Origin of the sequence: Bacillus sp. CDB3 (genome assembly GCF_002081505.1) — a bacterium.
In the GTDB taxonomy this organism is placed as follows: domain Bacteria; phylum Bacillota; class Bacilli; order Bacillales; family Bacillaceae_G; genus Bacillus_A; species Bacillus_A cereus_AT.
The window spans coordinates 1-20,736 of sequence record NZ_ALBR01000010.1 but is presented as its reverse complement, the minus strand read 5'-3'; the positions used below and the strand labels follow the sequence as shown (position 1 = coordinate 20,736).

The following is a 20,736-nucleotide window of genomic DNA, read 5'->3' as shown; positions in this document are numbered from 1 at the left end:
TTTAAAAAATACGAGAAATGTAACTCTTACTAGAGAGAGGACCTTACATGATGATATATCTTGACTATGCAGCTACTACCCCTATAAGTGAAGAAGCATTACAAACATATATGAAAGCATCGACACAATACTTCGGAAATGAACAAAGTTTACATGATATTGGAGGAACAGCCTCTTCTTTATTGCAAGTTTGCAGAAAAACATTTGCTGAAATGATTGGCGGAAAGGAACAAGGGGTATTCTTCACAAGCGGTGGATCGGAATCCAACTACCTTGCGATTCAATCCCTTCTAAATGCCCAAAATAAGAAGCACATTATTACGACACCTATGGAACATGCATCCATTCGAAGTTATTTTCAATCCTTACAATCACAAGGGTATACAATTACTGAAATTCCTGTTGATAAAGGCGGGCTAATTCATTTAGGTGATTTAGAAACAGCTATTACAGAAGATACTGTTCTAGCAAGTATACAGCACGGAAACTCTGAAATTGGAACCGTTCAAAACATCGCAGAGATCGGAGCACTTTTAAAAAAATATAACGTTTTATTTCATTCAGATTGTGTGCAAACATTTGGTAAACTTCCTATCAATGTTTTTGAGATGGGGATTGATAGTCTTTCTGTTTCAGCACATAAAATATACGGACCAAAGGGTGTTGGAGCTTGCTATATAAATCCGCAAGTTCGCTGGGCACAAATATTCCCGGGAACTTCTCACGAAAAAGGATTTCGCCCAGGTACAGTAAACGTTCCTGGCATCGCATCTTTTTTAACAGCTGCTGAGAATATATTAAAAAATCAACAGGAAGAAAGCTTACGTTTTAAAGAGTTACGATCCTACTTTTTAGGACACTTACAAACACTTCCTCTAGAAATTGAAGTAGAAGGTCATTCTACTTCTTGTTTACCACATATTGTTGGGGTTACAATAAAAGGAATAGAAGGTCAATACACAATGCTAGAATGTAATCGCCATGGTATTGCCATTTCCACCGGAAGTGCTTGCCAAGTCGGTAAACAAGAACCTTCGAAAACAATGCTTGCAATTGGAAAAACGTATGAAGAGGCAAAACAATATGTCCGCTTCTCTTTCGGACAACAAACAACGAAAGATCAAATTGATACTACTATTCATGCACTACACACAATTGGAAATCAATTTTATAGAGGTGTTAAATCATAATGAAACAAAATGAACAAAAAAAGATTTTAGGTGAAGAAAGACGACAGCTTATCCTTCAATGGCTTCTCGCTGCAAATGAACCGTTATCGGGGAATGAACTATCTAAAAAGACGAACGTAAGTAGACAAGTTATCGTGCAAGATATTTCCTTGCTTAAAGCACGAAACGAACCAATTATTGCAACTGCTCAAGGGTATTTATATTTAAAACCACAAGAAAAACAGCAAGCTTTCGAACGCGTAATCGTATGCCAACATAAACCAGCCGAAGTACGTCAAGAACTTACCATGTTAGTTGACCACGGCGTTACAATTAAAGACGTAAAAGTTGAGCATCCTGTATACGGCGACTTAACAGCATCTATCATGGTAAGTAATCGCTTTGATGTAGAGCAATATTTACAAAAAATCGAAAACACAAACGCTTCCTACCTTTCGCAACTAACAGATGGTATTCACTTACATACAATCGAAGCAGATTCTAAAGAGAAATTAGATGCCGCTTGTGAGGCACTAGATCGAGCTGGATTTCTCGTTTATTAATTAATGTAAAGCACAGAGTTTTTCATCATTCTCTGTGCTTTTATTTTGTAAATGATATAATATTGTAATCAATTGTAAAGGAGGTCAAATATGGGAATTGAACTCGTTCACTTTAGCACCGGTAAACCGAAACAAATGAAATATGGCGAAGATAAAGAAATGATAACAGGTATATGTAAAGATCCTACAGAAGAGGCCTTTCTCTCAAAAGACGGATTCCATGGTGATGATGTAGCAGATTTAAAACATCACGGGGGACCTGATCGCGCAGTTTGTGTGTACCCACACGAGCATTACGCACTATGGGAAGAGGAATTTCAAACTACGCTTCCAGCTTCCACATTTGGCGAAAACATTACCGTAACAAATATGTTAGAGCGTGATGTTTGCATCGGAGATACATATCAACTAGGTGAAGCAATCATTCAAGTGACACAATCGAGAGTACCTTGTAGCACAATTTCAAAACGTCTTGGCATCCCTGGCATACTGCCGCGCATTGTAGCAACTGGATTTACTGGCTACCTATGCCGAGTTCTTCAAGAAGGTACTGTACGTCAAGATTCTAAAATTACATTACTAGAGCGTCCATCAAACAATGTATCTGTTTTGTTCTCTAACGAAATTTATTTTCATAATAGGAAAGATAAAGATGGCATTGAGAAGATTCTTGCTGTACCAGAACTAGCTGATATTTGGCGTGGTCAGTTAGAGGATCGTCTTGCGAAGTTGAAATAAAGAATCCCACCTTTTATAGGTGGGATTCTATTTATCTATCACACGGTATACTAGCGACCGAAATTATATCGACGCAAAATCAAATATATCGACTGAACTACAAAATACGACAAACACTCCCCTTACAACCAATAAGAAGAATAACTCCCCAGCACAGTAACAGAAAAACCGAGTGCTTCAAGCTCCATCGTTACGCCTGGCAATAATACATCATCATATGCTTTATCGACATCAATTAAGAAGAAATAATTTCCAAGACCTGTTTTCATTGGACGCGATTCAATTTTTGATAAGTTTAATTTTCTCCATGCGAAAGCTGATAACACTTGATATAGCGCTCCTGCATAATCCGCAGGTAACGTTATCATAAGCGTCGTTTTCTCCCCGCGATTTTCTCCGTTTTTCGGGAGTACTGCTTTCTTTTTCTTATGCAGAACAAGGAAACGCGTATGATTGTTTTTATGCGTATGAATGTCACGCCTTACAATTGTTAATCCGTATTTTTCTGCTGCTGCTTCATTTGCAATGGCGGCGATTTTTTCTTCAGGATGTTCTTTCACATATTGCGCAGCAGCGCTTGTTGATGTCATATCACGAACGGTTACCCCTTTTAATTCCTCATTTAAAAATTTATGGCACTGTGCAATAGCATGTGGATGAGAATGTACAGCATATACTTCTTCCCACACTTCTGCATACTGGGGATGTACAAGTAAGTGTTGCTGAATCGGTACTGTAATTTCTCCTACAATAGAAAGTGGTTGCTCATGTACAAGGTAATCGACAGTTATATTTACTGAACCTTCAATCGCATTTTCTAACGGTACAACTGCGAAGTCCACATTTTCATTTGCAGCTGCATCTATACAATCTGGAATCGTTCGATACGGTACATGCTCCGCTTCCGGAAAAAAACGACTCACCGCCATATTTGTAAATGTTGCTTCTGGTCCTAAATATCCTACTCGAATCATCGTCTTTTCCCCTCTTTTTCGTTTTCTTACTGTTATACCATACTTTTTTATATTCTTCTATGTAAATTTCGAATATTTAAAAAAGACTAACATCCGCTAGTCTAAATGTTTCCTATATTCTCTTTGAGCAAAAAAGAAATAAATGATGCATGCCGCGATATAATACAGAATAAACAAACCTACTTTTCTTAATGAACCGTCCATAAAGAGAGTATTATGAAACGTATATAACGCAACTGCACTATGCATACTTCCTACTATAATTGGCGCAAAAAATAGCATACACAATTGCCAACGAGAAATTTTCCACACTTCTTCCTTCGTCATTCCAAGTTTGGAGAGCGCACCATACTGCTTACGATCCGATGCAATATTATGAAACCATTTAAAATATACGATACTACATGAAGTAAGAAAGAATAATATACTAATGAATGAACCTACAAATAGAGTAATATCACCGCCTTCTTTCATACTCACATAGAATTCCATATTACTTCGAAATGCATTATTATTATCTTGTTTCATATGTTTACGTAAATCTGCATTTAATTTCTTTGTATTTTCGATATTTGGTAATGTGTAGCCTCTATATATCATTTTTTCAGAATCCGGAACCTTATTTGCTATACTTTCAAAATCTTCATCATTCATGACGAAAAACAGACCATTAATGTATGAAGGGTGATAGTTAAATTGTACCCCTTCCTTCTGACCGTTAAATACCAATTGATGCGTTTGATTCCTTACTTGTAATTGAATCTCTTTTTGATCATATAAATTCGGATGATTCCGCTTATTATAATAAACAAGTGTAACTGTTCCTTTTTTAGGATGATACGTTCTCTGCTTTTGTTTTCTTGCCTCTTGATTGTATTCACTTTCCTTTATAAGCGGCGTTACTTCTGTTTCCCCCTTATTGGACTGAAAAGATGCATACACTCCAACAAAACTCATGTATTGAAAATCATCATACCCATATTGATGCAACAATTTTTCAACCGCACCTTCCTCAAAGACTTCATGAGCAGAAGTACCTTTTTCTATGTACGAAACCGAGTGTACTCCTCCGCCACGCCACATATCCTGCATACCAGAGAAATATAAAAACACCGTACCTGTCGCCGTAACCACAAACGTTGTCGCCATAGACAACAGAAAGAAAAAGCGACCATTTCCCTTCATTCGATGTGATAATTGATTCACTATAAACAAATACGGGTATGTATACATAATCTTTTTATTTCGTTTTATCATTTCTAATATTTGTGTAACGCCGTGTGTAAATGAGAAATACGTTCCAAAAGAAATTAATATAACAACAGGAAAAAAGTATAATGCTATCGTTGGCATCGTCGCTTGTAGCGATAACGTATATCCCGTCCCTAAACAAGCAAAACCGAATAAACAGAGCCACTTTGATGTTTTTCTCTCTCGTTTATCTGTTCGAAATTCTTTTAATAACCGAATGATTTTTATATTCCATATACGTAAAGCGCTTATAAAAGATAATAGAATAAAAACGACCATATATATAACAAACGTTACACCAATCGCCCTCACGTCAAATATGACAGGGAGTTCTTTCGGAAGACGAAGTAACATACTAAACACCATGAAGAAGAGCTTTAAAAAGATCATGCCAAGCCCAATACCGAAAATATTAGCAAACATTCCAATTAATATTTGCTCGGTCATAATCACTCCTATTACGTTAGATTTCGTTGCTCCCATTAACATATATAACCCTAGTTCTTTCTTACGCGCTTCTATGAAAATAGAAGTAGAGTACAAAATAAATATGATAAAAAAAGAAATAATTATAATGTTACATATGATAAGACCCCAGCGTACATTTTGATACCACATTGTCTCTTGCATATACGGATGTACAATGACAGACATGTATGCATAAGAAGCAAATATTGCAAAGCAGCTACTTAAGAAAAACACTTTATAATTACGCCAGTTCCCTTTTATATTTTGTAGCGCTAGTTGTCGAATGTTCATCTACCGTCCCCCTGTAACGTACTACATAGGCAAAAAGCTAGAGGTTTCCCTAGCTTTTCACGTGTTTTAAATATCCTCTTTGCGCGATCATAAAGTAAATTGCAGAAGCTACAATGTATGCGCCAATTACAATCGCACCTGATTTCCATAAATCGATATAAAGCATTTTCCCTAACGTATGAAGAGCAAATCCACTATGAATTGCACCGATTAAAATCGGGATAAAGAAGATAACACCCATTTGTCGAATTGCAATTTTACGAATTTCTTTATCTGTCATACCGATTCTCTTTAACGATTTAAACTGAATACGATCTTGTTCTTTATCGTTAAACCATTTAAAGTATGTCATACTACAAGCGAAGAAGAAGAACAGTACTGCTACGAAGAAACCAATGAATATTGTAATTGCTCCAGATTCTCTTATATCTTTATAAGCAAACACTGAATTTTTCAGTTCTCCTTGCTTTTCTGGTGCAATTTGCTTTTTCAAATCTAGCACAAGGTCTTCCGTACTTTTCCAGTCTTCAATATAATAACCGTAATATTTCGTCTTTTCTTCGTCTGGTACGAGCTTTGCATACTTCTCAAAATCTTGATCATTCACAATGAGATATTCGCTATCGTTAAAAACAGAATATGACGTTGGCTCATTTAATTGAACAGACTGCTTTTGTCCATTAATTGTAAATTCATACGGTTTCGTACGATCTATTTTCATAAGTTCATTTGCTGCATCAACCATAACCATCGTCGCACTACCTGGTGCATTATGAACCTCTGTAATTTGCTCTTTCTTTTGTTCACGCACTTCTGCGTTATATTCTTTTTCTGAAATAATCGTCATTGGTACTTCACGTTCACTGTTAAACAACATTATTTTCTGTGTTGCAGGTAGTTTTACGTAGGTTACTTTTCGTGCATCTTCAAACCCATGTTTTTTTACAATCTCTTGTACTTTTTCTTCATTAATAAGACTATGCGTATTTAACCCCTTTTCCTCATATGAAATAGCATGTGGCGTAAGCTCTACCGTTTTTGCACTCATATTTTCATAATATACATAAAGCGTACCAACTGCTGAGGAAACAACCGCCGTAATAATAGAAATTACAAATAGAAAACGAGCATTATCTTTCATTTTGTAAATAAGATTGCTTAGTACGAACATATTTGGATATGTATAAAAAGATTGTTTTCGTTTTTGCAATGCTTTTAATACGACTGTACTACCTTGTGTAAATAGTAAATACGTCCCGCCAATTGTCAGTCCTACAATCGGTAAGAAATACATAATAAAATTCATAATTGTTACTTGGAAACAAAGGACATACGCAGCAATGATACATCCTATACCGGCTACACATAACCACGTAAATGCAAAAGGCTCCACTTTTTGTTTTCTTGCTTCTCTTAATAAATCAATAATTTGCAAGCGTCCCACTGTCCAAACACTAAACAATGATAGAATTAAAAAGAGAATAAAATATATGCCCGCTGTAATAAGAACTGCTTTTCCATTCCATACAAACGGAAGTGTTTTATCAACTTTTAGTAAGACACTGAGTGCTTGGAAAAATAGTTTTGAACAAAGCATTCCAATCCCGATACCTACTACAATTGCAATACTACCTAACATAAGTTGTTCTAATATAATCATTCTGCCAAGTTGAGACTTTGTTCCGCCTATTAATGTTAATAAACCAAATTCTTTTTTCTTGCTCGTAAAAACGTTGAATTTGCATATAAAATAAAGAGTGCTGAGAAGATGACTACGATGTAATTCATTGATTCTAACCCTTTTGTAATCATCGTCTTCATACTAATATTACCGCTTACGACATCTGGATGATAAATGAAGGAAGCATACATGAAAAATACTACGATCGATAAACAACTACTAATAAGGAATGCTTTATAATTACGCCAATTTCCTTTTACGTTATTAAGCGCGAGCTGGCGAAAGTTCATGATATTCTCCTCCTAGCATCGCAAGTACGTCTAAAATTTCTTGGAAAAAGGCTTGCTTCGTTCTTCCTTTGTGTATTTCTGAGAAGATCTCTCCATCACGTATGAAGAGGATGCGTTCACAATAACTAGCCGCTACTGGATCATGCGTAACCATTGCAATCGTTACTTTCTTTTGCTCATGCAAATCTTGAAGTGCTCCCATTAATGATTTCGCTGACTTAGAATCTAAGTTTCCCGTTGGCTCATCCGCTAAAATTAACGTCGGTTCATGAATGATTGCTCTCGCAGCTGCTGCACGTTGTTGTTGTCCGCCTGATACTTCATATACTTTTTTATTTAAAATTTCTTCGATGTTTAAAAACTTCGCAATTTCCAGTACTTTTGTATCGATTTCATTTACAGATTTCTTCGCCATTACAAGCGGTAAAATAATATTTTCTTTAATCGATAACGTATCAAGTAAGTTAAAATCTTGGAAAATGAATCCTAAATGTGTACGGCGAAACTCTGCTAATTTTGCAGCACGCATTTGATTAATTTCTTCACCATTTACAAGCACATGACCTGAAGTTTGCTTATCAATTGTTGCCAATAAATTTAAAAGCGTTGTTTTTCCGCTTCCTGAAGGACCCATAATCCCTACAAATTCGCCTTCTTCAATTTTAAAATTTATATCATTTAAAGCAGTCGTCGCTACTGAACCTTTCGATTGATACACCTTTGTTAAGCCTTTCACTTCAAGAACACTCATTTCTAATCCCCCTATGTGTTTTCTTCTTACATTTACTATAAGAAAAATAAGAAAAAGAAACGAGTGATTTTCCTTACAAAACGTTTTGTTATCTTACAGTTTTGTCATTTTTCTCATCAATGCATGATATTCTTCATCTTTTGCAAATTGGAATGTGAATGTCGTTCCTTCTCCTTCAGCCGATTGAACATACATTCCATGATGTAAATTATCGCAAATTTCCTTCGTAATATATAAACCCATTCCAGTCGCTTCTCTCGTTTTACGGCCGTTTATTCCCGTAAAGAATGGATCAAATATACGTTTTATATCTTGCTCTGGAATACCGATTCCGTTGTCCTTAATATGTAGTAACACCTTTTGATCTTTCTCTTCAATTTGAAATTGAATTTCCTTTTTCTCTGCTTCTGAAATTTTTGTATACTTAATTGCATTTACAGCAATTTGTCCTATAGCAATACTCAGCCATTTTCTATCAGATGCAACCATACAAGTATCTTCATCAAACATTACTTTCGGAAATACAGACGATTGAATGAAGGATTTTCGATTTTCATTAATAATACCTCGAATGATATCTACCACATTTACTACTTCTACTTTATAATCTTTCGCAAATTGCTCTAACCTTGCCATATGTAACGCTAAATCTAAACCATTTAGTATACGATTATTTTCTTCGCGAATACTTTCAACTGTTACTCTTGCTTCACGATGCTCCTTACCAAACTTCTGTAATAACAATTCTATAACCGATACTGGTGTTTTCATTTGATGAATCCATTGGTTCATAAATATCATTTGCTGTTGTTCTTTCGCATGTTGTTTATGAACTTCATTCATATATTGCTGTCTCAATAGAGTAAACGATTCAACAATCATCTCTTGCTCTGACGTATAAGAAGTATCAATAAGTAGTGAGTCATGTAATGTATTTCCGCCAGTAACATACTTTTCGATCCTCTTTAAAAACACACTCCGTTTTCGGTAATCGTAAATGAGGTATACAGTAAATACAACTGTCCCTAATAAAAGTCCATATAACCACGTACTCCAGTCAATTGATTTTTTATCCAAAAGATTTTGCAACTGCAAAACGAGCCCAAATAAACAAAGGCTAACAATATAAGAAAGAATTAAAGAAAAGCGGTCCATGAGGTAATTTTTAACCTTCATGCCCTTCCCCCCACTCTGTAAGAAGCGCATAACCATATCCGCGTTTCGTTACAATTGCATTTTTAATGCCTAGCTCCTCTAGTTTCTTCCTTACGCGTTTTACATTTACGGTTAATGTATTATCATCAACAAAAGCTACTTCATCCCATAAAGCCTCTAACAACTCTTCACGTGTTACGTATTGATTTGCTTGTTTCATTAAACATTCTAATAAATAAAACTCATTTTTTGTAAGTTCCGTTTGTTGCCCTTTCCACTCTACTGTGTGCTGTGATGGGAATAATAACAAACCATTAACACCTAAACAATCACTTTCCGCGGCCAAAGCATACTCACCGTATCCTCGGCGGAGTGCACTTTTCACCTTTGCCATTACGATATCTAAATGGAACGGCTTCGTAATGTAATCATCTCCGCCATTCTCAATCGCCATTACTTGATCCATTTCCCCTGTTCTTGCAGAAACAAAAATAATCGGCGCATTCGATACAGTACGAATTTGACGACACCAATAAAAACCATCAAAATATGGTAAATTAATATCCAGTAATACGAGATGAGGATTTATTTTCACGAACTCATCTTTTATATGACGTAAATCACTTGCTCTAAATGATTGATAGCCATATCTTTCTAAATGCTCCTCTAGTATTCCCGCGATTTTTTCATCGTCTTCTACAATTAATATTTTATACATGTTCATTTTCTCCCCATAAAAAATTCTTCCAAAACCACTCCTTGTTCTATTATAAATTGAAAATTTAATTAGTGGGTATTTTTTCCTATATGAATCAGACATTTACGATATAAAGTGAAACTTTAATCAGCCCTCTCCAATCTGGCGTTTACGGGCAGTAAGGCTCCCACCTAACTTCTTTGCTCCAGCTGAATTTTGAGATGGGAGTTTTACTGCCCACAAATAGCGGGATAAAAAAAAGACCGCCATATTTCGGCAGTCTTAATCGATAAATTCAAATTGATATTCAAGAATTTTTACAATATCTCCGTCTACTGCACCACGTGCACGAAGGGCTTCATCAATACCCATTCCACGCATTTGACGAGCAAATCGGCGTACAGATTCATCACGTGAGAAGTCTGTCATTTTGAATGTTTTCTCAATATCATAACCAGAAATAACAAATGTGCCATCACTTTCGCGTGTAATTTCAAAATTAGATTCAGATTCAAATTTGTACATTACACTTGCTTCAGATTCTTCTACATCATCATACATTGGGAATTCTGGTGTTGTTTCTAATAAGTTCGCTACTTCAAATAGTAAGTCACGAACACCTTGTTTCGTTACAGCTGAGATTGGGAAAATTTTCACTTCGTCTCCCAATTTTTCTTTAAATGCTTGTAAGTTTTCTTCTGCACCTGGCATATCCATTTTGTTTGCAACAACAACTTGTGGACGCTCAGTTAAACGCATATTGTATTCTTTTAGTTCACTATTGATTGTTACATAATCTTCATATGGCTCACGGCCTTCTAAACCAGACATATCGATAACGTGCACGATTACACGTGTACGCTCAATATGACGTAAGAATTGGTGTCCAAGTCCGACGCCGGCATGTGCGCCTTCAATTAGTCCAGGAAGGTCAGCCATAACGAAGCTGCGGTTATCACCAGTTTCAACAACACCAAGATTTGGAACGATTGTTGTAAAGTGATACTCTGCAATTTTCGGACGCGCTGATGATACAACAGATAATAATGTAGATTTACCTACACTTGGGAATCCAACAAGTCCAACATCTGCTAGTACTTTAAGTTCTAGCGTGACATCACGTTCTTGACCTGGTTCCCCGTTCTCAGCGATTTCTGGCGCTGGGTTCGTTGGTGTTGCGAAACGTGAGTTACCACGGCCACCGCGGCCACCTTTTGCGATTACAGCTGTTTGTTCATGCGTTACTAAATCGGCAAGAATTTCACCTGTTTTTTCATCTTTTACAATTGTTCCCGGTGGAACCTTTACGATTAAATCTTCAGATTTACGACCGTGCTGACCTTTACTCATTCCGTGCTGACCACGATCAGCTTTGAAATGACGTTGGTAGCGGAAGTCCATTAATGTACGTAAGCCTTCCTCAACAACAAAAACAACATCTGCACCTTTACCACCGTCGCCACCTGCTGGGCCACCTTTAGGTACATACTTCTCACGACGATACGCAACCATTCCGTTACCACCGTCGCCGCCTTTTACATATATCTTGACCTGATCTACAAACATTATTTCACCACACTTTTTTCGATTGGTTGTAATATAACTGAGACTTCTTCATCTCGTACTGTATAAGAAATGGAATACCATTTATTGTTTTGGTTCGCAAGCCAATTCTGTAGTTCTTCTACACTCGTTAGCTTACCACGAAAATCAAAAAAGAAACGAGCATTCTCCGCGTCACATTCAATTGTGATACAAACATAATTTTCAACATATACGTCTAAACTATGCTGAAGTATTGAGAAAAATTGATTCGTCCATGTACATACAGTCTCATCTAAGTGAGATAAGTTATGTAAATTCCCTAATACTTCGTACTCCAATAAGCACGGCTGCTGTTTCCAATTATATGTTAAAATCCACTCTGAAAATAAAGGCATTGATAGCCCTATCAGATTGGATTCTTGTCTCGCTTCTTGGACAAAACGATCGATGAGCCTATGAATCTCTTCCACTTTTCCAAGGGAAAGGTTTCCTTTCACCATCTGCATACGATTGAGCCAATCATGTCTTGAATGGCGCAACGCATCTATAATTGTCCATTTTTCATTCATTTAGATACCCCTTAATATAGAAAAACTCTAACCTGCACTCAGGTTAGAGTTTTCCGTGAGTTCTTATGCTTCTTGAGCAACAGGATATACGCTCACTTGTTTGCGGTCACGGCCAAGACGCTCAAAGCGTACTACGCCGTCAACTTTCGCGTATAAAGTGTCATCGCCACCACGACCAACGTTAACACCTGGATAAATTTTTGTACCGCGTTGACGGTAAAGAATTGAACCACCTGAAACCGTTTGACCATCTGCGCGTTTAGCACCAAGACGTTTTGACTGAGAGTCACGACCGTTCTTTGTACTACCTACACCTTTCTTAGATGCGAAAAACTGAAGATCTAATCTTAACATACGTTACACCTCCTGCACTTTTTCTATTAAACGGATATACTTTCCGTAATCAAGTTCGATCGTCTTAAGCGAAACAACCAATCCTTCTAAAAGTATCTGTGCTTTTTCTGCTGTATGAACGTCTAAATCATTAGGCAATTCATACGTTAAGAATCCGCCGTCACTTCCGAGTTCAATAGTTGCCTGCACATTACAAAGTTCTTCCACTGCATTTATAGAACCAAACACAACCGCTGTAGTTCCAGCACAGACAAGGTCTTGTCCATGTGGCGCATAATCGGCATGTCCAGTCATTTTAAATGATTGGATACTTCCTAATTTCGTGCGACTTATCGTAATTTTAATCATGTTAACCTGAATTAAGCGTTGATAGCTTCAACAACTAGCTTAGTGTAAGGTTGACGATGACCTTGTTTCTTACGATTGTTCTTTTTCGCTTTGTATTTGAAAACGATGATTTTCTTAGCGCGACCTTGTTTTTCAACTTTAGCAGTCACTGTTGCGCCTTCTACAACTGGGCTACCAACTTTAACGTTTTCGCCACCAACGAAAAGAACTTTGTCAAAAGTAACAGTTTCACCAGCTTCAACATCTAATTTTTCAATGTAGATTGCTTGACCAGCTTCAACTTTAATTTGTTTTCCACCTGTTTCGATAATTGCGTACATACTTGCACCTCCTCTTAATTACTAAGACTCGCCAAAAACGAGGTAGACATAAGTGTCTTTAGGGAACCTGTTTTGTGCGGTTGTAGCATATAGCCGTTTAGGTGCTATAAACTATAACATAAAGATGTTATCATGAATCATAGACTATTGTCAATAAATGTTCTGCTAACTATTTTTTCCGTTCTACAATTTCTTTCTTACTTCCAAATCGGATAATAGCGTACCTTTCGATAATATCATCTTTGAAATAAATTTCAAATGGAAGATTTTTTTGTAATTCTTTTTGTAGAAAATGCTTTTGCAAAATTTTCGGTGCAGCGATTAATACTGCTTCATCTTCTATATTGCCATATGTAATTAGTTCTCTCTCTAACTCATACGCAATTGTTTCATAAGACATGACATATCCCGTCGCTTTACAAGGTACACATTCTTCTAATAATACGTCACGTAACGAATGTTTCTTACGTTTACGCGTCATCTCTAAAATTCCTAATTCCGTAAATCCGAGTACTCTCGTATATGTACGATCATCTTGTAAAGCTAACATTAAACTCTCTCTTACCTTCTCTTTATCTTCACGTCTTTTCATATTAATAAAATCAATTAATATCATACCGCCAATATCACGCAGTCTTAATTGACGAGCAATCTCTTCAGCAGCCGCTTCATTTGTGCGAAGTACAGTATCTTGTAAATTTTGTTTTCCAGTAAATTTACCTGTATTCACATCAATTACAGTCATCGTCTCCATTTGTTCTACAATTAGATACGCACCATTTGGTAGCCACACAATTTTTTGAAGTGCTTTCTCGATTTCACGATCTATTCCAAAATGGTTAAACATCGAAGATTTTTCATTGTAAAAGGATACTCTTTCTTCCCCTACTTTTTCTTCTAATTCTTTTACTACACTTCTCGTATCTACAACTACTTTTTCAATCGTTTCAATTGGGTTCTCCTGAAATACACGATCTAAAAACGTCGCTGGTCGATGAAGTAGTAACGGCGCCTTCCCTTGCTCTTCTCTTCTTTTTAATTCTTCATATAACTGCTGCAACCCTTGCATTTCAGCTTGTATTTCATCAATTGTTCCTTTTTCAGAAGCAGAGCGGAAAATGTATCCACCCGTTCCTTTCACTTCAACTCCGAGCAACTGTTGTCTTCTTTTATTATTTTTTATTTTCCGAGAAACAGCGCGCATTTCATCATACGGCATGTAAACAACATATTTTCCGGTAAATTCTATATTCGCTGTTAACTTAGGACCTTTCGTATCAATAGCTTCTTTCACAACTTGTACAAGTATCGCCTGTCCTTCATGTATGCGATATGAAGATGGTACATCATCGTATGAAAGATATGCATGTTTTTCTAATCCGATATTTACAAAGGCTGCGTTCATTCCAGCAATTGTTCTTACGATACGCCCAACATAAATATGCCCGACAATCTCCTGCTCTTCATTCCTTTTCCATAAAAGCTCGACAATTTTTTGTTTCTCTTCTATCGCAACACGCTTTTCCGAACCAGTGTAGTTTATATATAACGTCTTCAAAATTTTTTCCTCACTTTTCACTTCTTTTCCTTACAATATAAAAGGTTAGTGTCGTCGTCAACACTAACCAATTAATTCTTCAACAGATGAAGTTGTTCGTTTTTCAGCAAAATACGCATAGAGCAATTCATTTTCGTCCAATGTGTAATGCTCTTTATATTTTCCATGGACGATAATAGAGTGTTTATATCCTCTACGAAATTTTGTAAAAATCGTATACAAGCGATCTTCTGTTTTCACCTCAATAGGTGCAATCTTTTCAATATCTCTTTTATTCCCATAATAACGTTCTAATAAAAAACGCATAAATGCGTACCTTCTTTGTTTCCATTCTTGATACAAAGAAATCGCTAGAAAAACGAGTAATACCCACATCATAATGTTATTACTATTCCAAAGTAACTGCCATCCTAATATTACACTAAAAAAAACACATGACAATTTCATCATCTTTTCATGTGCTTGTAAATACGGAAAACGATATGATAATACATTAAATAATACTTTTCCGCCATCAAGTGGCCAAATAGGCAATAAATTAAATCCTAAGATAATGACATTATTCCATACAAAGAAATGGTACAAATCATCCGTTACCCAGCCCGCTTGATACAAAATATAGGCGACCGCAATCATCCATATATGCTGAATTGGTCCCGCCATAACGACAATCAATTCTTCTTTTAATGATTTATTCCCATGTTCCTCCATCTCAGCTACGCCACCAAACGGCAAAAGCTGAATTTGTTTAATACGCCAATTATAATATGCAGCTGCAAAAGCATGCCCCAATTCATGAACTAAAACGATACAAAATAGTAATAGTAACTCTTTAAAACGCGCTGTAAAAATACCAATAACGATAATAACCCAAAACAATGGATGCACCGTAATTTTCGTTAAAACATCTCTATATTTAATCAAATGAAATCACCTGAATAGGATCAATAAATTTTTCATTCTTTTTCATCGCGAAATAAAATTTACCGTTTTTATTATTTTCGTCACTATTCACCGTTCCGATTTTTTGTTTTTTTGAAACGTAATCATATAACTTCACTGACATATCGTTTAAATTTCCATACCAAGACTCCGTGCCATCAGCGTGTTGAATTTGAACTGTATTTCCAAGTTCCTCTTTCTTGCCCGCAAAAACAACTACACCTTCATTTACTGACTCAACCGTTGCATTTGTAGCCGTTTGAACAAATACACCTTGGCCATTTTTTTGAAACCCTTGCATCACCTTTCCAGAGGCAGGAATCGCATAATCCTTTTGCTGAATAGCCTTTTCTTTTTTCTCATTTGGAGAAAAGAAAACGAGAGGTTTTCCAAACTGCTTTTCATACCATTTCGATATAGTAGCAAATTGAAATTCTTCTTGCATAACTTTTTCTGTGACAGCTCTAGTACCATCAAAAGAAGAAGGTGCATTTTTAAATAAAATAGCAACTGAGAGAACTAATATTGCTGATAGCAAAACTTTGAAGAGAAAAACTTCTTTTCGAAATAGAGGGTGAATTTCCTTCTCTCCTTCTTCAATAAATACCGTGTCACTATCAAAGTCCCCTCCAGCAAAATACTGATCTTCCTCCATCCTTTCTTGCTCTGCTTTCCTTTTCGCAATCCGCTTTTTAATTTCTTCCACACGTCTATTCTTCATACTGTCTCCTTTCTTTAGTGAGCCTTATTCAAATAGAAACAGTTATATACAGTTTGTACATATGTATGAGTTATGGAAGAAAGATATTCATGCGAAGAAAAAAAGAAAGCACTCCGCATTTATGCGAAGTGCTTTTAACGAATCCCAAAGAAATTTTTCATCTTTGTAAATACCGATACTTTTTCTTGTTCAAATGCTTGTAATGGCACATTCTCACCTAACAAACGTCTTGCAATATTGCGATAAGCTAGTGCTGCTTTTCCGCTCGGTTGCAACGCTACAGGTTCGCCTGTATTCGTAGCACGAATAACTTCATCATCATCTTCGACAACACCAAGAAGCTCGATTGACAATGTACGTACAATTTCATCAACATCTAACATATCCTGTTCATGAAGCATATGACTACGCACACGGTTAATGACAAGTTTCGGCGGTTCAATATCCTCTTTCTCTAAAAGCCCGATAATACGATCTGCATCACGCATTGAGGATACCTCTGGTGTCGTTACAACGATTGCTTTATCCGCACCTGCTACAGCATTTTTAAATCCCTGCTCAATCCCCGCAGGACAATCAATTAATATGTAATCATAATCTTGACGTAATACTTGTATTAATTCATCCATTTGTTCAGGTGTTACCGCCGATTTATCGCTCGTTTGTGCTGCAGGTAATAAATAAAGATCATCAAAACGCTTATCTTTAATAAGAGCCTGAGGTAAACGACAACGCCCTTCAACGACATCAACAAGATCAAATACAATACGATTTTCCAGCCCCATTACTACGTCTAAATTGCGTAAACCGATATCTGTATCAATTAAACATACTTTCTTTCCAGATAACGCAAGGGCTGTACCAATGTTCGCAGACGTTGTAGTTTTACCTACGCCGCCTTTTCCAGATGTAATTACTATTGCCTCTCCCACAGCTATACAATTCCCCTTTCTAACTTTGTTAAATTAGGTCTAAGATGAGTGAGAAGTTGCAGGCGATCGACAACAATGTGATTGTTCTCATTAATATACGCACATTCGGCCGCCTCCGCTCCGTCCTCTTTCTCTTCCGGAGCCCGCATTGTCACATCACTAATTCGGAGTTGCATAGGGTTCATAATAGATGCAGCAATAACAGCTTCTGCATCTCCATCATACCCCGCATGTGCAATCCCTCTTAGTGATCCCACGACAAAAATATTCCCCCCAGCGATAACCGTTCCGCCTGGATTAACATCTCCAATTAATAATAAATTTCCTTTTACATGTAACACTTGTCCAGAGCGAACAATTTTGGAAATAGGGACAATTTCTGTTTCTTCTTTCCAAGCTATTGCTTCTGCTTTTGTTATAACATCACTATCAATTGATTCCACAACAAGATTTTTCTTATTGCGAATTAACGTACGAATCTCTTCTTGTTGTACTTCTGTTAAATAACGATTTCCTACTTTAACACGCACTTCAATCAAAGAACGTCCGTCACCATCATAGTAATGTGTAGAAAGCTTTTCATCCAATTCTTTTAATAGTTCAGAGAATGAACAGCAATCATCTAAATGTAGTGTTATTCCATCTTTTGTCCCTTTTATCGTTACATTTTGTTGCTTTTTTTCTTCCACTAAAGTTCACCCCACCGATTCAATTCGACATAAAATTAGAAAATCCTTTTTTCTTTTTCTTCCATCGCTTTTGAAAGACGCACTAAATATCGTCTCAGTGGGAAACAAACTATCAATAAGAAAATTCCATTTAGCAATAAAGTAGCAAGGAGACGATCGGTGAAAAAGACATACGCCGACATGTGAGTACGCCCTAACAAAGTTAAAAATCCATACACATAATACTCTAATGCTGCAATACTAGCTAATACGATAGAAACAACAATAAATAAATTCAATTGCAATATCTTCATCGCACTATAAACTAAATATGCCAAAATTGGATAGGCAAATATATATATACCAACAAGTTCTGTGTATACGGTATCAAATAAGAAACCAAATAATAGTCCGTAGTAAATCCCTTGAACCGGACCATAGTACACTGTAATAAAACATAACACAATTATAAAGAAATGCGGTGCTGCTATACTGTCTTTCCAAAAGACGTCTGTTGGAACAACAGTAGAGAACATATTTTCAAATAAAAAAACAAAAAGGAGCAAAAGAGGAAGAGCTGCTCTTTTTAAAATCTTCATCATCTCTTCTTCCCCTCCTATTCTAACGGCGCCGAAGGCGTGTCACGTTTGACAACCGTAATATGCTCTACGTCATTTAAATCAGCAGCAGGTTTTACATAAGCTGTTTTTGTTAAACCGTATGGATCAGGCTGAACATCAACGATTTTCCCAATTACAAGACCTTTCGGGAAAATATCACCAAGTCCAGATGTTACAACTAGTTGATCTTTCTCTACCTTAGCATCAGAGCCAATCTTTGTAAAAAGAAGTAAGTGCTTTTCTTTATCGTAACCTTCAATCAATCCAAAGATTTTCTCATCACCTTGTACAATAGCAGAAACACGATTTGTTCGGCTCATAGAGCTTAGTAACTCTACTGATGATGTAAACTGAGATACACTTTTCACTCGTCCAACTAAACCTTGTGAAGTTACTACAGCCATATCCTTTTTAATTCCTTGCTGTGCCCCTTTATCAATTCCAATTAAATCGTACCATTTATCTGGATTACGAGAAACAACAGTAGCTGGAATTTCAGTATAACCGCTATTTAACGCTGTTTTACCAGTTAACTCTTGTAATTTCTTTTTATCATCTTCTAATTGTTTTACTTTTCCTGATAGGTCTGCATAATTATCTAATTTTGCTTTTAATTCTTTATTCTCTTCATACGTGCGCTTTACATCTTCTACGTTTTCGAAGAATCCGGCAACATAATTCGCTGGCTTTTGGAATACACGTTCTACAACACCGACAGTATCTTTTATAAACTGCTCTGGCCATGTTAAACTGTTCCGTTCTTTCAATGAGATTCCAATCAATGCCACGAGAAGAATAATACTAACTAACAAAACAATTAATCTTTTGTTTAAGAAAAACTGTGGCACGTTCACACCCTCTTAATTTCATTGATTTTTATTTTGCAATATTATCGAGCAGCAGTTTTGAAAAGGTCGATATTGTCTAATGCTTTACCCGTTCCAATTGCTACGCAATCTAATGGATTTTCTGCAACAAGAACTGGCATATTTGTTTCTTCACTAATAACTTTATCTAAGTTACGTAGTAATGCCCCGCCGCCTGTTAATACGATACCACGGTCCATAATATCTGCCGCTAATTCAGGTGGAGTTTTCTCTAACGTATTTTTAACTGATTCTACAATCGCATCTACTGTATCTTTTAATGCATCTGCAATTTCTTCTGGTTGAATTAGTACTGTTTTTGGTAAACCACTTACTAAATCACGACCGCGAATTTCCATAGGTTCAATACCTTCTGGCTCGCCTGCAGAACCGATTTCTAATTTTAATGCTTCTGCTGTTCTTTCACCGATCATTAAGTTATAGCTCTTCTTAATGTATTGAATGATTGAATCATCCATATCATCACCAGCAACACGAACTGATTGGCTTGTTACAATACCACCTAAAGAAATAATTGCAACTTCTGTTGTACCACCACCGATATCAACAACCATACTACCAGTTGGTTCCCAAACAGGTAAGTTCGCACCAATTGCTGCTGCAAATGGCTCTTCAATTGGATATGCATCACGAGCACCAGCTTGACGAGTTGCATCGATTACTGCACGTCTTTCTACAGCTGTAATACCAGATGGTACACATACCATTACGTATGGTTTACGTGAGAAGAATCCATTTGATTTTTGAGCTTGTTGAATGTAATATTTCATCATTGTTGCTGTTGTTTCGTAATCAGCAATTACACCGTCTTTCATAGGGCGAAGTGCCACTACGTTTCCTGGTGTACGACCAATCATTTGTTTTGCATCGCTACCTACTGCAACGATTTGTTTTGTATCAGTTTGTAATGCTACTACTGAAGGCTCACGTAAAACTACACCTTTTCCTTTTACATATACAAGCGTGTTCGCAGTTCCTAAATCTATTCCAAGATCGCGAGTAAAGCCACCAAATCCAAACATATTATTTATCTTCCTTTCTTGTTTTCACGGACTCATTTTTTCTTACTTTATATGATAAAAACAGTACGTTTTTTTATATCTGTATCCTTTTTGTAGATAATTTTCTACAAAAAACTCATAAATCACATTATAAAACAAAATAAGTAAAAAGCATAGTCTTAAATATGACCTTTTTCCTTTAAACTCACGAATTTATGGTCACCTATTATAATATGATCAAGT

21 protein-coding genes, 2 pseudogenes and 1 other annotated feature are annotated in these 20,736 nt (G+C 36.4%); of the genes and pseudogenes, 3 read left to right on the top strand and 20 right to left on the bottom strand.

All coding sequences use genetic code 11. The features are described 5' to 3' along the window. Positions 1 to 47 precede the first annotated feature (47 nt). The 3 genes from CDB3_RS01825 (at position 48) to CDB3_RS01815 (ending at position 2,470) form a co-directional block, all read left to right on the top strand. On the top strand, positions 48 to 1,190 hold the full coding sequence (locus tag CDB3_RS01825; protein WP_128853309.1) for an IscS subfamily cysteine desulfurase: 1,143 nt from the start codon (positions 48 to 50) through the stop codon (positions 1,188 to 1,190). After that, positions 1,190 to 1,732 (top strand): transcription repressor NadR, encoded by a 543-nt coding sequence (locus CDB3_RS01820; protein ID WP_128853308.1) that lies wholly within the window; start codon positions 1,190 to 1,192, stop codon positions 1,730 to 1,732. The genes CDB3_RS01825 and CDB3_RS01820 overlap by 1 nt, the downstream gene beginning before the upstream one ends. A 90-nt stretch (positions 1,733 to 1,822) precedes the next feature. Beyond that, positions 1,823 to 2,470, top strand: a complete 648-nt coding sequence (locus CDB3_RS01815; RefSeq protein ID WP_128853307.1) for an MOSC domain-containing protein — start codon at positions 1,823 to 1,825, stop codon at positions 2,468 to 2,470. A gap of 122 nt (positions 2,471 to 2,592) precedes the next feature. On the opposite strand, the gene pheA is transcribed toward CDB3_RS01815, so the two are convergent. From pheA to CDB3_RS01715, 20 genes and pseudogenes are all read right to left on the bottom strand, one after another. After that, the gene (gene pheA, locus CDB3_RS01810) at positions 2,593 to 3,444 is read right to left on the bottom strand and encodes a prephenate dehydratase (protein ID WP_128853306.1); all 852 of its coding nucleotides are present in this window, start codon (positions 3,442 to 3,444) and stop codon (positions 2,593 to 2,595) included. Positions 3,445 to 3,540: 96 nt separating this feature from the next. Further along, positions 3,541 to 5,454: an ABC transporter permease gene (locus CDB3_RS01805; RefSeq protein WP_128853305.1), complete on the bottom strand. Its 1,914-nt coding sequence runs from the start codon at positions 5,452 to 5,454 to the stop codon at positions 3,541 to 3,543. Positions 5,455 to 5,503: 49 nt separating this feature from the next. Further along, positions 5,504 to 7,425, bottom strand: a pseudogene (locus CDB3_RS01800) (ABC transporter permease). Continuing rightward, positions 7,400 to 8,176 carry an ABC transporter ATP-binding protein gene (locus CDB3_RS01795; protein WP_088230692.1) on the bottom strand — a complete coding sequence of 259 codons (777 nt, stop codon included), beginning with the start codon at positions 8,174 to 8,176 and terminating at the stop codon, positions 7,400 to 7,402. The pseudogene CDB3_RS01800 and the gene CDB3_RS01795 overlap by 26 nt, the downstream one beginning before the upstream one ends. 93 nt (positions 8,177 to 8,269) lie before the next feature. Next, positions 8,270 to 9,352, bottom strand: a complete 1,083-nt coding sequence (locus CDB3_RS01790; protein WP_128853304.1) for a HAMP domain-containing histidine kinase — start codon at positions 9,350 to 9,352, stop codon at positions 8,270 to 8,272. Then, a complete protein-coding gene (locus tag CDB3_RS01785; RefSeq protein WP_128853303.1) occupies positions 9,342 to 10,049 on the bottom strand; it encodes a response regulator transcription factor in 708 nt (235 codons plus the stop codon). Before CDB3_RS01785 ends, CDB3_RS01790 begins: the two co-directional genes overlap by 11 nt. A gap of 261 nt (positions 10,050 to 10,310) precedes the next feature. Beyond that, the gene (gene obgE / locus CDB3_RS01780) at positions 10,311 to 11,594 is read right to left on the bottom strand and encodes a GTPase ObgE (protein WP_000497117.1); all 1,284 of its coding nucleotides are present in this window, start codon (positions 11,592 to 11,594) and stop codon (positions 10,311 to 10,313) included. Next, positions 11,594 to 12,142, bottom strand: a complete 549-nt coding sequence (locus CDB3_RS01775) for a sporulation initiation phosphotransferase B (RefSeq protein ID WP_128853302.1) — start codon at positions 12,140 to 12,142, stop codon at positions 11,594 to 11,596. The genes obgE and CDB3_RS01775 overlap by 1 nt, the downstream gene beginning before the upstream one ends. Before the next feature lie 63 nt (positions 12,143 to 12,205). Further along, positions 12,206 to 12,496, bottom strand: a complete 291-nt coding sequence (rpmA, locus tag CDB3_RS01770) for a 50S ribosomal protein L27 (RefSeq protein WP_000944957.1) — start codon at positions 12,494 to 12,496, stop codon at positions 12,206 to 12,208. A 3-nt stretch (positions 12,497 to 12,499) separates the two neighbouring features. Further along, positions 12,500 to 12,844: a ribosomal-processing cysteine protease Prp gene (locus tag CDB3_RS01765; RefSeq protein WP_001993153.1), complete on the bottom strand. Its 345-nt coding sequence runs from the start codon at positions 12,842 to 12,844 to the stop codon at positions 12,500 to 12,502. Positions 12,845 to 12,855: 11 nt separating this feature from the next. After that, positions 12,856 to 13,164 (bottom strand): 50S ribosomal protein L21, encoded by a 309-nt coding sequence (gene rplU / locus CDB3_RS01760; protein WP_000270907.1) that lies wholly within the window; start codon positions 13,162 to 13,164, stop codon positions 12,856 to 12,858. 14 nt (positions 13,165 to 13,178) lie between these two features. Further along, positions 13,179 to 13,256: a sequence feature (ribosomal protein L21 leader region), on the bottom strand. Positions 13,257 to 13,333: 77 nt separating this feature from the next. Beyond that, positions 13,334 to 14,722, bottom strand: a complete 1,389-nt coding sequence (locus tag CDB3_RS01755) for an Rne/Rng family ribonuclease (protein WP_128853301.1) — start codon at positions 14,720 to 14,722, stop codon at positions 13,334 to 13,336. A 63-nt stretch (positions 14,723 to 14,785) separates the two neighbouring features. Then, positions 14,786 to 15,646: a M50 family metallopeptidase gene (locus CDB3_RS01750; RefSeq protein ID WP_097830565.1), complete on the bottom strand. Its 861-nt coding sequence runs from the start codon at positions 15,644 to 15,646 to the stop codon at positions 14,786 to 14,788. Next, positions 15,639 to 16,385, bottom strand: coding sequence for a M23 family metallopeptidase (locus tag CDB3_RS01745; RefSeq protein WP_071745761.1), 747 nt, complete (start codon positions 16,383 to 16,385; stop codon positions 15,639 to 15,641). Before CDB3_RS01745 ends, CDB3_RS01750 begins: the two co-directional genes overlap by 8 nt. Positions 16,386 to 16,519: 134 nt before the next feature. After that, positions 16,520 to 17,317: a septum site-determining protein MinD gene (gene minD, locus CDB3_RS01740; protein ID WP_000503310.1), complete on the bottom strand. Its 798-nt coding sequence runs from the start codon at positions 17,315 to 17,317 to the stop codon at positions 16,520 to 16,522. A gap of 2 nt (positions 17,318 to 17,319) precedes the next feature. Then, positions 17,320 to 18,006: a septum site-determining protein MinC gene (minC, locus tag CDB3_RS01735; protein ID WP_128853300.1), complete on the bottom strand. Its 687-nt coding sequence runs from the start codon at positions 18,004 to 18,006 to the stop codon at positions 17,320 to 17,322. Between the two features lie 35 nt (positions 18,007 to 18,041). Beyond that, the gene (gene mreD / locus CDB3_RS01730; protein ID WP_128853299.1) at positions 18,042 to 18,587 is read right to left on the bottom strand and encodes a rod shape-determining protein MreD; all 546 of its coding nucleotides are present in this window, start codon (positions 18,585 to 18,587) and stop codon (positions 18,042 to 18,044) included. A 14-nt stretch (positions 18,588 to 18,601) separates the two neighbouring features. Further along, positions 18,602 to 19,453 carry a rod shape-determining protein MreC gene (gene mreC / locus CDB3_RS01725; protein ID WP_097830562.1) on the bottom strand — a complete coding sequence of 284 codons (852 nt, stop codon included), beginning with the start codon at positions 19,451 to 19,453 and terminating at the stop codon, positions 18,602 to 18,604. Between the two features lie 41 nt (positions 19,454 to 19,494). Further along, a complete protein-coding gene (gene mreB / locus CDB3_RS01720) occupies positions 19,495 to 20,514 on the bottom strand; it encodes a cell shape-determining protein MreB (protein WP_000466738.1) in 1,020 nt (339 codons plus the stop codon). A gap of 158 nt (positions 20,515 to 20,672) precedes the next feature. After that, positions 20,673 to 20,736 (bottom strand): annotated as a pseudogene (locus tag CDB3_RS01715) (JAB domain-containing protein); the annotation flags it as partial.

Coding starts and splice junctions, on each gene's coding strand:
- CDB3_RS01825 (WP_128853309.1), top strand. CDS start 48: ATGATGATATATCTTGACTATGCAGCTACTACCCCTATAAGTGAAGAA.
- CDB3_RS01820 (WP_128853308.1), top strand. CDS start 1,190: ATGAAACAAAATGAACAAAAAAAGATTTTAGGTGAAGAAAGACGACAG.
- CDB3_RS01815 (WP_128853307.1), top strand. CDS start 1,823: ATGGGAATTGAACTCGTTCACTTTAGCACCGGTAAACCGAAACAAATG.
- pheA (WP_128853306.1), bottom strand. CDS start 3,444: ATGATTCGAGTAGGATATTTAGGACCAGAAGCAACATTTACAAATATG.
- CDB3_RS01805 (WP_128853305.1), bottom strand. CDS start 5,454: ATGAACATTCGACAACTAGCGCTACAAAATATAAAAGGGAACTGGCGT.
- CDB3_RS01795 (WP_088230692.1), bottom strand. CDS start 8,176: ATGAGTGTTCTTGAAGTGAAAGGCTTAACAAAGGTGTATCAATCGAAA.
- CDB3_RS01790 (WP_128853304.1), bottom strand. CDS start 9,352: ATGAAGGTTAAAAATTACCTCATGGACCGCTTTTCTTTAATTCTTTCT.
- CDB3_RS01785 (WP_128853303.1), bottom strand. CDS start 10,049: ATGTATAAAATATTAATTGTAGAAGACGATGAAAAAATCGCGGGAATA.
- obgE (WP_000497117.1), bottom strand. CDS start 11,594: ATGTTTGTAGATCAGGTCAAGATATATGTAAAAGGCGGCGACGGTGGT.
- CDB3_RS01775 (WP_128853302.1), bottom strand. CDS start 12,142: ATGAATGAAAAATGGACAATTATAGATGCGTTGCGCCATTCAAGACAT.
- rpmA (WP_000944957.1), bottom strand. CDS start 12,496: ATGTTAAGATTAGATCTTCAGTTTTTCGCATCTAAGAAAGGTGTAGGT.
- CDB3_RS01765 (WP_001993153.1), bottom strand. CDS start 12,844: ATGATTAAAATTACGATAAGTCGCACGAAATTAGGAAGTATCCAATCA.
- rplU (WP_000270907.1), bottom strand. CDS start 13,164: ATGTACGCAATTATCGAAACAGGTGGAAAACAAATTAAAGTTGAAGCT.
- CDB3_RS01745 (WP_071745761.1), bottom strand. CDS start 16,385: ATGAAGAATAGACGTGTGGAAGAAATTAAAAAGCGGATTGCGAAAAGG.
- mreD (WP_128853299.1), bottom strand. CDS start 18,587: ATGATGAAGATTTTAAAAAGAGCAGCTCTTCCTCTTTTGCTCCTTTTT.
- mreB (WP_000466738.1), bottom strand. CDS start 20,514: ATGTTTGGATTTGGTGGCTTTACTCGCGATCTTGGAATAGATTTAGGA.